Below are 13,696 nucleotides of genomic sequence, written 5' to 3'. Positions count from 1 at the left end.
GACCCCGTTAAAGTTGGATAGGTGAACGAACCGATGGATGCCAATGACTTGATCGCCGAAGCCGCGATGGAGTTGTTGCGTGAGCACGGCCCGCAGACAGCGGCGGACTGGGGCACCCTGTTGGCCGATGCCGGCCACGGTACAGCCGAGGACATGGCCGAATTCGTAGAGTACGTCGAGGACCCACTGCTCGGCTACTTGAGTGAGGAGCGGTACGCCGCACTCGACACGTTGTTCGAGCATCGAGTGCTGACCCATCGGCTCACCGAAGCCGAAATAAAGTCCGGCGTTCTCGACGCGAACCCCGATCTGATGATGCTGCGGGTGTTCCTCGATCGTGACGACGACGAGATTCATGGCATCAGCGTCGTGCACCGCGGGATAGACGACGACCTGTTGGCTGATCGTGGGATCGAAGATCCGGAGTTCCCACACGACGAAGGCTTTCTACTCGACACCGACACCCTTGCCGAGTGCTCGGCAGGTGACTTGATCGGATTGTTCGTCGCTGACCGTGAGCTGACGCTCTGCACCATCCCCGAGGTACTGGATCCCGCACCCGGATTCGGCGAGCACCTGGCGACGGTCCTTGCCGACATCGGTGCTGACACCCTCGATGCCATTGTCTGGCAGTTGATGCTCGACGAGCCGTCGCTGTTCCGTCAGCCGACCGCCCCGCTGGGCGAGATGCTCGAGGCGTCAGGTTACGTCCGCGACGGTGACTACGTTGCGGTCGACGGATTCGATTTCGAGGCATACCACCTGGCGAACCGGGCCCGCATGCTCGAGGTCCGCGAGAATCTGCACCCCGAAGAAGCCGCGTCGGTGATCGCCTTCGTCGATGTGGTCATGGCCGCGAAAGCCGAAGGCGTCGAGGATGTCTCGGACTGGGCGCGCAAGCAGATCAAGGAGGATCCGCAGGCCTTCGCCGGCCTCGCCGAGCCGCCCGCGGCTGCGGCAGCGTTGGAGCTGTTGTCCGAACTCGACGATCATGATTCCGTATTGCATTCTGTTGCAACTGCTCTCGCCGAAAAAGGGTCGCGTCGTGTCAAGCCGGCAGCGCACTGGCTGGCGGGCAAGGCTTCGGATCGTCTCGGCAAGATCCTGGCCGCTGAGGCGTCGTACGAATCAGCGCACGATCTAGATCCCGACTGGACTCCCGCGATCTTCGATCTGGCGCTACTGGCCGCCGATCGAAGCGATGTGACGCGCGCGCTGGCTTTGCTGGGCCGAATCGAGGGTGGCGAGTCCGAGGTTCTGCACGAGGTTCTTCAGCGCTACGCCCCGGCCGAGCACCCCGAACTCGGACGAAATGACAAGTGCTGGTGCGGTTCCGGGCGAAAGTTCAAGGTTTGCCATCTCGGTAAGTCCGAGGTGACGTTCGACGACCGGGCCAGCTGGCTCTACGTCAAGGCTCAGTTGTTCTCGCGCACGCCGGAGTACTTCGACGCCGTGTTCGATCTTGCGCTCATCCGTGCCGAGCAGTTCAACAGCGAAGAAGCACTGACGCTGGCCGTCGAAGGTGGTTTGGCCGTCGACGCTGCTTTGTTCGATGCGGGTATCTTCGCGGCTTTTGTCGAGCGCCGCGGAGAACTGCTGCCTGCCGACGAACGCGAACTGGCCGATCAGTGGTTGTCGATTCCGCGCTCGGTGTACAAGGTCGCCTCGACGGAGTCGGGACAGTTGGTGACCCTCAGCGACGTCCGCAACGGGCATCTGGTGAAGGTCACGGACGAGTGGGGCTCGCTGAACCTCGAGCCAGGCACACTCGTGTGTGCTCGTGTTCTCCCCGCCGGGTCCACGATGCGCACGTTCGGTGGCATCGAACCGCTTGCGGTAGACGACAAGAAGGAGTTGATCCAACTGATCGAGTCCGAGGACACCGAGCCGGGTCAGCTGGTGGAGTTCCTCAGTCGCGGCCTTGCCGGTGCGCCTTTCCGGTAGCGCGAACTACCAAAAAGGCGCACGGGGCCGGAGGCCCTAGGGCGTTACCTGAGCCAACATCATCTGCTCGAAACCCTCACCGTACGGCGGGAGCATTCCCCATTCACCGCGTGGGTCATGCTGCGCTGCTTCGAATACCGTTCGCGCGTGACTGAACTCGAGGAAACCCTCACGGCCGTGGTAGTGCCCGATGCCCGAAGCTCCGACGCCGCCGAAGGGTGCGTCGCTCAGCCCGGGGTGAGACATCGCGTCGTTGATGGTGACGCCGCCCGAGACGGTGCGTTCGAGTACGGATTCCTTCTCGTCCAGATCGGTTCCGAAGTAATACAGCGCCAACGGTTTCGGTCGTGAATTGATGTCGGCGACGACGTTGTCGAGTTGGTCGTACGGCAAGACGACGACGGCCGGCCCGAAGATCTCCTCCTTCATGATCTGCGCGTCGGTCGGAGGGTCGACCACGATTCGCAGTGGGCGACGACGAGTGTCTGCGGAGAGTTCTTCGTCGGGAACGGTGATGATTCGTGCCCCACGTTCTTCGGCGTCCGCGATGTACCCCTCGATGCGTGCGAGGTGACGATCGCTGACTATCGAGACCATGTCTTTGTTGTCGGCAATCGTGGGAAACAGTCCCGTGAACTGGTCGGTGAACGCGTCGATGAATGCTTCCGTGTTCTCGCGCGGAACGTAGATCAGATCGGGAGAGACACAGAGTTGACCGGCGTTGGTGGACTTCGCGATAGCCAAACGCGAAGCAGCAGAGCTGATATCGGCACTGCGGCTCAAGACGCTCGGTGACTTGCCGCCGAGTTCGAGGGTGACCGGCACCAGGTTCTTCGCAGCATTGGCCATGACCAGCTTTCCGACGGTCGTGCTGCCGGTGAAGACGAGGTGGTCGAAAGGCAGCGACGTCAGCAGATCAGCGACTTCCGGGCCGCCGGTCACCACCGCGACCTCCACGGGGTCTAGAGTTCGACGCGCCGCCTCGGCCAGGACGGCCGCAGTATTGGGCACGATCTCCGACGGTTTGAGAACGGCGCGATTTCCTGCTCCGAGGGCGCAGGCGAGCGGGCTCAGGAGAGTGAACAGGGGAGCATTCCAGGTTCCGATGATGCCGATCGAACCCTTCGGCTGGTACGACACGTACGCCGTGGCACCCAACTGGTCCTGCATCGCTCCGGTAGCTCTCGGTGAGCGAATCATCCACTCTTCGAGCGAATCACGAACGTGCTTGAGTGAAACCATCGACCCGAGAACGTCATTCATCACCGAGTAGGCCGGGATTCGGCCGCCGAAGTCTTCGTTGATCGCCTCGGTCAGATCCTTGTGGTTTGCCACCAGGAGATCGACGACGCGTTGAATGCGCTCGCGTCGTGTCTGCGCGGACGGAAGACCAGCGGCTCGAGTTGCTTCCTGCTGAGCGCGCAGAATCTCTTCGAGATCAGTGGTGACGGCGGCATCGGTGCTCATGGGCACTCCTCGTAGTGGCGAAGTATTGACCGGACCGTATCGACGCGGTGCGAGTGGATGCCCTTTTCGTCTCGTTGACCGGGACGGATTCGATTGGTAGAGAGAACACATGTCGCAGACACAGGTAGAAGACACTGCAGTGAAGATTTCCGTCGAGGAATCGGTGGGACTCGGTTTCCTGACGCTCGATCGGCCGGCGCGGCGCAATCCGCTCTCGGCGGAGACCATGCGTGAGGTGACGGCTGCCCTTGTCGAATTGTCTGTAGACGAGCGCGTGCGGGTCGTGATCGTGCGCGCCGAAGGCCCGGTGTTCTCCGCCGGACACGATCTGACGGAGATGATCGGGAGAACCCTCGAGGACGAGCGGGCGATCTTCGACGGCTGTACCGAGATGATGGAGACCGTACAGCGGATTCCGCAGCCGGTGATTGCCGCAGTACAGGGCCCGGCTATCGCGGCGGGCTGCCAACTGGCCGCGTCGTGTGATCTGGTTGTTGCTGCGTCGAATGCTGTCTTCGGCACGCCGGGCGTCAAGATCGGACTGTTCTGCTCGACGCCCATGGTGGCGCTGAGCAGGGCAGTAGGGCGCAAGCGCTCGATGCAGATGTTGCTCACCGGGCAGACGATCGACGCCGACACCGCTGCGGACTGGGGCCTGGTGAACTTCGTCGTCGCGCCCGAAGACCTGGACCGAGAGGTGCGCGAACTGGCCGCCAAGATCACGACGGCCAGCCCCTTGACGGTGAAGATCGGTAAGCAGGCGTTCTATCGCCAGATCGATCTGCCGCAAGCGCAGGCGTACGAGGCGATGGCGGAAACTATGGCAACCAACGCCGTGACCTGCGACGCTCAGGAAGGTATGCAGGCCTTTGTGGACAAGCGAAAGCCCGAATGGCGCAATAAGTAACGATCGCTCTTCCGGTTTAGTTGGACGTCCTATAACCTGAGGCGCATGAGCCTGGATCCACGCACCAACACTGTCGACGGAGTGCTTCGGCGCTCGGCAGCCAAGTACCCCGACCGTGTAGCCGTCGTCTTCGAAGATCGCACTCGCACCTACCGCGAACTCGACGACGCGGTGACGCGGGTCGCCGCCTACTTGCTCGGTCTGGGGCTCGAACAAGGCGACCGCGTCGCGGCATACGGAACCAACTCCGACGCCTATGCAATCGGATTTCTTGCCTGTGCACGAGCAGGTTTGGTGCATGTTCCCGTCAATTACGCACTGAAGGGGGAGGAACTCCGGTACCTCGTGGCGCAGTCAGGCGCCCGCGCGGTGTTGGTGGATCCGGCATTGGCGCCGACACTCGACTCGGTACGCTCCGACCTCGATCTCGATCACGTGATCGCACTGCGGGACGCGGAACTGTCCGTCGTCACGATCGGTGAGGCAGGCGAGGTGCCGGTCTTCGAACCGCGTGCGACGTCGACCGATCTGGCGCAACTCCTGTACACCTCGGGCACCACCTCGAAGCCCAAGGGCGCCATGATGTCTCACGGTGCACTGGTTCACGAGTACGTGTCCTCGGTGATCGCGCTCGGCCTCGACAAGAACGACAACCCGCTGATCTGCATGCCGATGTACCACTCCGCGGGCATGCACGTCTTCATGCTGCCGTACCTGTCCGTCGGCGCGACGGTCAGTCTGATGCAGGCGCCGGACATCCCGGAAATCCTGCGCCGTGTCGAAGCCGAAAAGATCGGATCGCTGTTCCTGGCGCCGACCGTGTGGGTACCGCTGGCCAACCATCCGGACCTCGAGACCCGCGATCTGTCGTCGCTGAAGAAGGCGCAGTACGGCGCCTCGATCATGCCGGTCACCGTGCTCAATCGTCTGCGCGAGCGCTACCCGGACATCGGTTTCTACAACTGCTTCGGCCAGTCCGAAATCGGCCCACTGGCAACAGTTCTCCAGCCCAGCGAGCATGCTGATCGCCCGTCTTCCTGTGGTCGCGCGGTGTTCTTCGTCGAAACCCGCGTCGTCGACGCCGACGGAAACGATGTCGCCGACGGTGAGTCCGGCGAGGTTCTCTACCGCTCACCGCAGCTGTGCAACGGCTACTGGGAGAATCCGGAAGCCACCGCCGAGGCCTTCCGTGACGGCTGGTTCCATTCGGGCGATCTGGTCGTGCGGGACGAAGAAGGTTTCATCACGGTCGTCGACCGGATCAAGGACGTCATCAACACCGGCGGCATCCTGGTGGCGTCACGCGAGGTCGAAGATGCGGTCTACACGCACCCCGCCGTGGCAGAAGTTGCCGTGATCGGTACGCCCGACGAGAAGTGGATCGAGGCCGTCACCGCGATCGTCGTGCTCAAGGACGGCAACGACGAGTTGACGCCCGAGGCGTTGATTGCCCACGTCAAGGAGCGAATCGCTCCGTTCAAGGTGCCCAAGCATGTCCGTTTCGTGGCCGAGCTTCCGCGCAACCAGAGCGGCAAGCTACTGAAGCGGGAACTGCGCACCGTCTGAAGCTTGCTATAGGTTCTGCCTTACCTTCGGTTCGTTTTCAGGTCTTTGACTCCGATTGCCTCACGGTATTGACTTCGGGGGACGGCATGGACTTCGGAAACAGCAAGGTGAGTGGTGGGAATGCAGGTCGACGCAGATGACTTCGCAGATATCTTGGCGACTGCGCGGGAGTTCATCCGTAAGGAAGTAGTTCCGCGTGAGCAGGAGATAGCCGACACCGACGCCATTCCTGCGGACATACGCAAGAAGGCCGCAGCTATCGGGCTCTTCGGTTACGCGATCCCTCAGGAATGGGGTGGGCTCGGACTCGATCTCACCCAAGACGTCGAACTGGCAATGGAATTCGGCTACACGTCTCTGGCGCTGCGTTCGATGTTCGGTACCAACAACGGAATTGCCGGGCAGGTGCTGGTCGGCTTCGGTACCGACGAGCAGAAGGCTCAGTGGCTCGAGCGCATCGCCTCCGGTGATGTCGTGGCTTCCTTTGCTCTCACCGAACCGGGCGCGGGCTCCAACCCGGCCGGCCTTCGGACCAAGGCAGTGCTGGACGGATCCGACTGGGTGATCGACGGCAACAAGCGGTTCATCACCAATGCTCCACTGGCGCAGCTGTTCGTGGTGTTCGCGCGCACTCGCCCGGCGGATTCCGATGGTCCGGGAATTGCAGTGTTCCTGGTTCCGGCTGACACGCCAGGTGTCACGGTCGGTCCCAAGGACAAGAAGATGGGTCAGGAAGGTGCTTGGACCTCCGAGGTCACCTTCGACAACGTCCGGGTTCCCGAGTCGGCCCTCGTCGGTGGCGACCAGGACACCGGATACCGCGCAGCGATGACGTCTCTCGCGCGCGGACGAGTCCATATCGCGGCGCTTTCGGTGGGAGCAGCACAGCGAGCGCTCGACGAATCTGTCGCGTTCTCCGTGGTCACGGAACAGGGCGGCACCGCGATCGGTGACTTCCAGCTGGTTCAAGCGATGTTGGCAGACCAGCAAGCCGGTGTGATGGCAGGGCGTGCGATGGTGCGCGAGGTGGCCGCGCGGTACGTCAGCGGTGAGGATCGCCGTCTCGGGCCTTCGGCGGCAAAGCTTTTCTGCACCGAGATGGTGGGCAAGGTCGCAGATCTCGCCGTGCAGATCCACGGGGGCAACGGGTACATGCGCGGTGTTCCGGTCGAACGTATCTACCGTGAAGTTCGCCTGTTGCGCCTGTACGAGGGAACCAGCGAGATCCAGCGTCTGATTCTCGGTGGTGGGCTCGTGGCGCAAGCGAAAAAGCAAAACCAGCGCTGACACATTTTCCAGACGAGCTTTAACCTCACGAACGGAGTGGACATGGGATTGTTGGACGGCAAGGTTGCGGTAGTGACCGGCGGAGCCCAGGGCATCGGGCTCGAAATTGCGCGCACCTTCATCAAGGAAGGCGCGACCGTCGTTCTCGGCGACATCAACGAAACCGTGGGAACGGCTGCGGTCGCCGAACTCGGTGGAGAGTCGGTCGCCCGTTTCGCTTCCTGCGACGTGCGTGACTCCGGACAGGTCGAGGCCATGCTCGATCTGGCCGAAAGCGCTTTCGGTCCAGTCGATGTCATGGTCAACAACGCCGGCATGACGCGCGACGCCACGATGCGGAAGATGACCGAGCAGGACTTCGACGACGTGATCGCCGTTCACCTCAAGGGCGCCTGGAACGGAACACGCGCTGCCGCCGCCCGCATGCGCGAGCGTGAGACGGGCGCGATCGTGAACATCTCGTCGATCTCCGGCAAGGTGGGCATGCTCGGGCAGACCAACTACTCGGCCGCGAAGGCCGGGATCGTCGGTCTGACGAAGGCCGCGGCAAAAGAGGTCGCGTTCAAGAACGTTCGCGTCAACGCCGTTCAGCCCGGACTGGTCCGCACGGCGATGACCGAGGCGATGCCCGAACGGATCTGGAACGAGAAGCTTGCCGAGATTCCGATGGGGCGCGCAGCCGAGCCTTCGGAAGTTGCCTCGGTTGTGCTGTTCCTCGCGAGCGACCTCTCGAGCTACATGACCGGCACGGTTCTCGAGATCACCGGCGGCCGCCACATCTGATCCGTCCTGTTCGAGTGCAAGAATTCAGAGTGTGAGAATTCTGGGTGTAAAACTTCTGGGGTGACTACTGACATGGGACAGCCGAACTCGGATCTTCCGCTCGACGGAATCACCGTAGTTGCACTCGAACAGGCGGTGGCGGCACCGCTCGCCACCAGACATCTCGCGGACATGGGTGCGCGGGTGATCAAGATAGAACGCGTCGGCGAGGGTGACTTCGCGCGTCACTACGACCAGGCGGTTCACGGTCAGGCATCACACTTCGTGTGGCTCAACCGTTCCAAGGAATCGATCGCCGTCGATGTGAAGTCGGAAGCCGGCCGGCAGATCCTTCTCGATCTGGTCGCGCGAGCCGATGTGTTCCTGCAGAACCTGGCTCCCGACGCAGCCGCGAGACTGGGGTTCGGCGCGGAGGAACTGCGCGATAAATACCCACGGCTCATCGTGATCGACATGTCCGGCTACGGCAGTGCCGGCCCGCGGCGCGAGCGCAAGGCCTACGACATGTTGGTCCAAGCCGAGACCGGAATGATCTCCGTGACAGGCACACCGGAGACGGCCACCAAGACCGGCATCCCGGTCTCCGACATCGCGGCAGGAATGTACGCGCTGACTTCGATTCTGAGCGCCCTGTTCCGTAGAGAGCGAACGGGCAAGGGAGCGCTCGTCGAGGTCTCGATGTTCGATTCCACCGTCGAGTGGCTGGGCCATCCGATGTACATGAAAATGTATGCGGACAGGCAGATTCCACGTGTCGGACTCGGCCATGCCGCGATCGTTCCCTACGATTCGTATCCCACGGCCGACGGCGAAATCCTGATCGGCGTCCAGAACGATCGTGGATGGCGAGCGCTGATGGTGGACGTGTTCGAGCGAGAGGATCTGGTCGATCATCCGCGTTACCGCACCAACATCGTGCGCGTCGAAAACCGTGGCGAGGTGGACGAATTGGTGGGCTCTCTGACGCGTCTGTACTCGACGACAGATCTGGATCAGCGTCTGGCCGCCGCTGGTGTTCCGGCCGCGGCACTCAACGACATGGCCGGTCTGCTGGAACATCCGCAGCTGGAGAAGCGTGCCAGGTGGCGGTCCGTGGGCACCGAGAACGGTCCGATCGATGCCGTGCTGCCTCCGATGACGTATTCGGATGTCGAAATGCGCATGGGTGACGTTCCGGCACTCGGCCAGCAGACGGATTCTCTGCTGGCCGAGTTGGGACTTACGGGCGACCGGATCGCGGAACTTCGCCGCGACGGATCGATCGGTTAACGCTTCTAGCGTCGCAGGTTCTCGAACACCGCGGCAATCCCTTGTCCGCCACCGATACACATGGTCTCGATCCCGTACCGTGCCTGGCGCCGGTCGAGTTCGCGCAGCAGATTGGCGAGGATCCGCCCACCGGTAGCGCCGACAGGATGTCCGAGCGAGATTCCGGAACCGTTGACGTTGAAGCGTTCTTCGATGTCCCGCGCGCTCAATCCCCAGGCTTTGGCGCACGCGAGAACCTGTGCGGCGAAGGCCTCGTTGACTTCGATGAGGTCGATGTCGTCCAGCGACAGATCGACACGGGAGAGAGCCTTCGCCACGGCAGGCACCGGTCCGATGCCCATCCGGTTCGGCTCCACACCGGCCACACCCCAGCTGACCAGTTTCGCGAACGGCCGCAGGCCCAGCCGTTCGGCGTTGGCCGCAGTGGTGACGATGGCCGCAGCTCCGGCGTCGTTCTGGCCGCAGGCGTTTCCGGCGGTGACTGTTGCTTCGGGGTCGACGCGACCTCGAATGGGGCGCAGTGCAGCAAGATCGGACAGTTGTATCCCTCGGCGCGGATGCTCGTCTTGGGTGACGACTGTCTGCTCACCACGGCGTCCGGGCACCGAAACGGGAATGGTCTCGTCGTCGAAATACCCGCTGTCCTGGGCGTGAACGGCCCGTTCGTGCGATCGCACCGCGTATCGGTCCTGCTCGTCGCGGGTGATCGAGTACTCCCGGCGCAAGTTCTCGGCGGTCTCGATCATGCCGCCTTCCACCGGAAAGTTGACTCCGCCGGAGTTCGTGCGCGGTTTGGCCAATCGGTCGTGGAACTCGACGGAAGGGCGCTTTGTGCCCCAACGCATGTCGGTGGAGTAGAACTCGGTTCCGCTCATGCTTTCTGCGCCGCCGGCGATGACCAGATCACTCATCCCGGTCTGTACCTGCATCGCGGCGTAGATGATCGCCTGCAATCCCGAACCGCAACGGCGATCGAGTTGTATTCCGGGAACGGACACGTCCAGACCGGCGTCGAGTGCCGCGATTCGTCCGATGGCCGCGGCCTCTCCGTTGGCGTACCCCTGACCGAAGATGACGTCGTCGACATCGGTGGACGCAATGCCGGTTCGTTCGACGAGGCCACGCACAACAGTGCCGGCGAGTGTGGTGACGGGAACGTCCTTGAAGACTCCGCCGAATCCGCCCACCGGGGTGCGAACGGGTTCACAGATGACTGCGTCGTGCATGGAATGCGCCTGTCTCGAGGAGAGTGGGGAATGCGTCGCGTGAACGGGCCGATCGAAGGGCCCACCGCGACCTGGCCTCTCGAATATCCAGCACACGTGGCGCGGTTGTCAACAGCAGGAACGACCTGTTCGGACATAGTTTCCGCCATACGGTTCGTATGCGAAATCGACTTTGACACATATACCGTTCGGGGATTGAATGGATGCAGCGTCTCTGCCGCACACACGTCGCGGTGGGATGAAAGTTCCTGGAGTCGAATCAATTTCGTCGACCGGGAGGGCACGAAGTACCGACTGACAGGTGGAACAGTGACTCGTTTGGCGCAGACGGCGGGATTGACCGAAACCCAGACCGATATCGTCGGGGCGGTACGCGAGTTCGTCGATCGTGTGGTCATCCCCGCGGCGCAGGAACTCGAACACTCGGATACGTACCCGACCGACATCGTCAAGCAGATGAAGGACATGGGTCTGTTCGGACTGACCATCGACCCCGAGTACGGGGGTATCGGCGAATCATTGCTCACCTACGCGCTGTGCGTCGAAGAATTGGCCCGTGGATGGATGAGCGTGTCCGGTGTCATCAACACGCATTTCATCGTGGCTCACATGATTTCGGCGCACGGGACGCCGGAACAGAAGGCGAAGTACCTGCCGCGTCTGGCGTCCGGGGAACTCACCGGTGCATTTTCCATGTCGGAGCCTGCTCTCGGTTCCGATGTTGCTGCCATATCGACCAGGGCGAAGCGGACGGACTCCGGCGATTACGTGATCACCGGCCAGAAGATGTGGCTGACCAACGGAGGTTCCTCGACCTTGGTGGCAGTCCTGGTCAAGACGGACGAGGGCGCGGAGAAGCCGCACAACAATCTGACGACGATATTGATCGAGAAGCCCGCAGGTTTCGGCGAGGTACTCCCGGGCCTGACCATTCCGGGCAAGCTCGAGAAGATGGGGTACAAGGGAATCGACACCACGGAGATGATCTTCGACGGTTTCGAGATCGGAGCCGAGGAGGTTCTCGGTGGCACCCCTGGCTCGGGATTCCGGCACATGATGGACGGCGTCGAGGTCGGCCGGGTCAACGTCGCCGCGCGTGCCTGCGGAATTGCCCAGCGCGCTTTCGAACTGGCTGTCACCTACGCCAAGCAACGCGAGACTTTCGGCAAGCCGATCGCCGAGCATCAGGCCATCGCGTTCCGGATCGCCGAGATGGGCACCAAAGTCGAAGCGGCGCATCTGATGATGGTCAACGCTGCCAGGCTCAAGGACTCGGGTGAGCGCAACGATGTCGCAGCGGGTATGGCGAAGTATCTGGCGAGTGAATTCTGCTCGGAGGTCACCCAGGACAGCTTCCGTATCCACGGCGGATACGGCTATTCCAAGGAATACGAGATCGAGCGGTTGATGCGTGAGGCGCCGTTCCTTCTGATCGGTGAAGGCACCAGCGACATCCAGAAGCAGATCATCAGCAAGGGCCTGCTTCGCACGTACAACTGAGCCGAGAAGCGGCACCGCGAATATGCGCGGTGCCGCTTTGTCGTGTCGGGTCAGCGGGTGAAGGCCAGGGTTGTCACCGGTGACCGGTTGCCGTATGCGTCAACGGCTTCGACGCGGGCTTCGTATGCGGTGCCCGCTGCGGCATCGGGAATCGGAATGTCGAGGCTGTTCGGCCGCGGCATGAAGTAGAAGTCCGAGAGCACCTTCGACGAGACCACCTTCGCTCCGGTGGCTGTGTCCGTGACCTCGACGGCGTAGTGGTGCACCATCTGATCGTCCTTGGCCTGCGCGATCCTCAGTGCGGTCGCACCGTTTTCGCCGGTCGTCACCGAGAGCGGAGTGCTCGAGGTGAACTCCGGCGCGTGCGTGTTCCGTGCGCCCGAGGTGTAGCGGAAGTTGTCCTTGATCTGCTGGTTGGTCGACCCGTCGAGTTCGACCGTCCACCCCGAACCGCTCAGCGTGCCCGCGCTCGAGTACGGCGGCTGCCAGTTGGCTGACCACGCGCCACCGGCGTAGATGTCGTGCTTGTCTGCCGCCATGTTGATTCGGTTGATTTCCGTGCGGTCCTGGTAGACCTCGACGAAGAGCGCTTGGGCAGTGGGTGATTCGAAACGGTTCGCGAGACCGGACTCGGTCACCATCTGGTAGCCGTGATCGATTTCGATGTACGACATCGAGCCGTCGTTGACCGACGTGAAGTCACGCTGATGGATCGACCGGTCGTCGTTGTTGTTCAGATGTGAGTGCCCGGAGAAGAAGATTGCCTGAGGGAAGGCACTCAGGTCTTCGGTCAATCGAGGGTTCGACGCCTGCTGCCCGTCCATGGCTGTGTTGCTTGCCGGCCGGTGTCCCTGGACCAGGATCGGCTTGGTCAGGTTCCCGGACTCCGCGGTGATTTCGGTCAGGCGGGACTTCAGCCAATCGCGTTGCGCTGAATCATTGTTGTAGGTTTCGGTGTTGACCGTGAAGAGATGGACACCATTGACGTCGGATTCGTAGTATCCGCCACCGGAATCCGGGAACCACTCCGCCGGGTACCCGGCTCTGATCGCCGCGAGACTTGCATCGTGATTGCCGTTGGAGATCAGGAGTTGTGTGTCGTTCATGCCCTTCCGGGCGAGGTTTGCCTGGAAGATTTCTGCGACGATCTTGTGGTCGGGCCCCTTGCCGTCTCCGTTGTCGTTGATCATGTCCCCGTTGGAGAGGATAGCGTCGGGTTTCGGGAAGATGGAACCGATTGTGTCGAAGAAGCTTTCGTACTTCTTGTCGTTGTTCGCGTGATCGCCGACGTGGACGTCGGACATCACGACGACCTGAGCCAGCGGCTTTTCCGACGTCTTGATCAGGTAGCCGAACGAGACGGCCGCGCTCGCGTGATCGCCTCGGAAAGCTGCGACAGTGACGTTGGTGTCCTGCGCGATGTGCAGCGGACGTCCCGGCGTGGCAGCTTGGCTGTCGGTGGTGGGTGTCGTTCCGTCCACGGTGTAGCGGACGGTGGCGCCGCGCTCGGCGGTGAAGGTCAGGTCGACGGGGTGCTCGTACCGTCCGCCGGGGACGCTGACGCCGGGCGCTGCGGGCGGCGTGTTGTTCTCGCCCGAAGAGCTGCCCCATTCGAAGGACGAACTGCCCCAGCCGGGTTCGGCGTGGGATTCGGCGGGTGCGATGCCGGGAACGGCGAGAGCCGCTGTCACGGCTGCTATCGCGATGGTCGTACGTCTCACGAGGATTCCTTGTCTTCGACGCGGTG

Annotated in this window: 10 protein-coding genes; 7 read left to right on the top strand and 3 right to left on the bottom strand. The window is 62.3% G+C overall.

Translation table 11 applies throughout. The features are described 5' to 3' along the window. The first annotated feature begins 21 nt into the window (after nt 1-21). Nucleotides 22-1,944, top strand: coding sequence for an SEC-C domain-containing protein (locus AC1Q6C_RS05500; protein WP_492666414.1), 1,923 nt, complete (start codon nt 22-24; stop codon nt 1,942-1,944). A gap of 36 nt (nt 1,945-1,980) precedes the next feature. On the opposite strand, the gene AC1Q6C_RS05495 is transcribed toward AC1Q6C_RS05500, so the two are convergent. Continuing rightward, the gene (locus AC1Q6C_RS05495) at nt 1,981-3,411 is read right to left on the bottom strand and encodes a coniferyl aldehyde dehydrogenase (RefSeq protein WP_007729546.1); all 1,431 of its coding nucleotides are present in this window, start codon (nt 3,409-3,411) and stop codon (nt 1,981-1,983) included. A 109-nt stretch (nt 3,412-3,520) separates the two neighbouring features. Here AC1Q6C_RS05495 and AC1Q6C_RS05490 point away from each other — a divergent pair, with 109 nt between their 5' ends. The 5 genes from AC1Q6C_RS05490 to AC1Q6C_RS05470 all read left to right on the top strand — a co-directional run bounded on the left by AC1Q6C_RS05490 (nt 3,521) and on the right by AC1Q6C_RS05470 (nt 9,223). Next, nucleotides 3,521-4,318 carry an enoyl-CoA hydratase gene (locus AC1Q6C_RS05490; RefSeq protein WP_003939812.1) on the top strand — a complete coding sequence of 266 codons (798 nt, stop codon included), beginning with the start codon at nt 3,521-3,523 and terminating at the stop codon, nt 4,316-4,318. 45 nt (nt 4,319-4,363) lie between these two features. Continuing rightward, nucleotides 4,364-5,884, top strand: coding sequence for an acyl-CoA synthetase (locus AC1Q6C_RS05485; protein WP_030537202.1), 1,521 nt, complete (start codon nt 4,364-4,366; stop codon nt 5,882-5,884). A gap of 120 nt (nt 5,885-6,004) precedes the next feature. Continuing rightward, a complete protein-coding gene (locus AC1Q6C_RS05480; RefSeq protein WP_064114207.1) occupies nt 6,005-7,171 on the top strand; it encodes an acyl-CoA dehydrogenase family protein in 1,167 nt (388 codons plus the stop codon). Nucleotides 7,172-7,213: 42 nt separating this feature from the next. Further along, entirely contained in the window at nt 7,214-7,954 is a 741-nt protein-coding gene (gene fabG, locus AC1Q6C_RS05475; protein ID WP_003940214.1) for a 3-oxoacyl-ACP reductase FabG, read from the top strand. A gap of 72 nt (nt 7,955-8,026) precedes the next feature. Next, nucleotides 8,027-9,223, top strand: coding sequence for a CaiB/BaiF CoA transferase family protein (locus tag AC1Q6C_RS05470; protein ID WP_064114208.1), 1,197 nt, complete (start codon nt 8,027-8,029; stop codon nt 9,221-9,223). Between the two features lie 5 nt (nt 9,224-9,228). On the opposite strand, the gene AC1Q6C_RS05465 is transcribed toward AC1Q6C_RS05470, so the two are convergent. After that, nucleotides 9,229-10,449 carry an acetyl-CoA C-acetyltransferase gene (locus AC1Q6C_RS05465; protein WP_064114209.1) on the bottom strand — a complete coding sequence of 407 codons (1,221 nt, stop codon included), beginning with the start codon at nt 10,447-10,449 and terminating at the stop codon, nt 9,229-9,231. A 309-nt stretch (nt 10,450-10,758) separates the two neighbouring features. Here AC1Q6C_RS05465 and AC1Q6C_RS05460 point away from each other — a divergent pair, with 309 nt between their 5' ends. Then, the gene (locus AC1Q6C_RS05460; RefSeq protein WP_030537200.1) at nt 10,759-11,949 is read left to right on the top strand and encodes an acyl-CoA dehydrogenase family protein; all 1,191 of its coding nucleotides are present in this window, start codon (nt 10,759-10,761) and stop codon (nt 11,947-11,949) included. A 50-nt stretch (nt 11,950-11,999) separates the two neighbouring features. Here the strand turns inward: AC1Q6C_RS05460 and AC1Q6C_RS05455 are convergent, their stop codons facing one another. Then, complete coding sequence (locus AC1Q6C_RS05455) at nt 12,000-13,670, bottom strand: chitobiase/beta-hexosaminidase C-terminal domain-containing protein (protein WP_064443699.1); 1,671 nt, start codon at nt 13,668-13,670, stop codon at nt 12,000-12,002. Between the last annotated feature and the right edge of the window lie 26 nt (nt 13,671-13,696).

This window comes from Rhodococcus sp. MT28, assembly GCF_058792695.1.
The sequence above is the reverse complement of the archived record's forward strand: the minus strand, read 5'-3'. Positions and strand labels throughout refer to the sequence as shown.

Excerpts from the sequence above, each read along its gene's own strand:
- AC1Q6C_RS05490 (WP_003939812.1), top strand. The coding sequence starts at position 3,521 with ATGTCGCAGACACAGGTAGAAGACACTGCAGTGAAGATTTCCGTCGAG.
- AC1Q6C_RS05485 (WP_030537202.1), top strand. The coding sequence starts at position 4,364 with ATGAGCCTGGATCCACGCACCAACACTGTCGACGGAGTGCTTCGGCGC.
- AC1Q6C_RS05470 (WP_064114208.1), top strand. The coding sequence starts at position 8,027 with ATGGGACAGCCGAACTCGGATCTTCCGCTCGACGGAATCACCGTAGTT.
- fabG (WP_003940214.1), top strand. The coding sequence starts at position 7,214 with ATGGGATTGTTGGACGGCAAGGTTGCGGTAGTGACCGGCGGAGCCCAG.
- AC1Q6C_RS05480 (WP_064114207.1), top strand. The coding sequence starts at position 6,005 with ATGCAGGTCGACGCAGATGACTTCGCAGATATCTTGGCGACTGCGCGG.
- AC1Q6C_RS05495 (WP_007729546.1), bottom strand. The coding sequence starts at position 3,411 with ATGAGCACCGATGCCGCCGTCACCACTGATCTCGAAGAGATTCTGCGC.
- AC1Q6C_RS05465 (WP_064114209.1), bottom strand. The coding sequence starts at position 10,449 with ATGCACGACGCAGTCATCTGTGAACCCGTTCGCACCCCGGTGGGCGGA.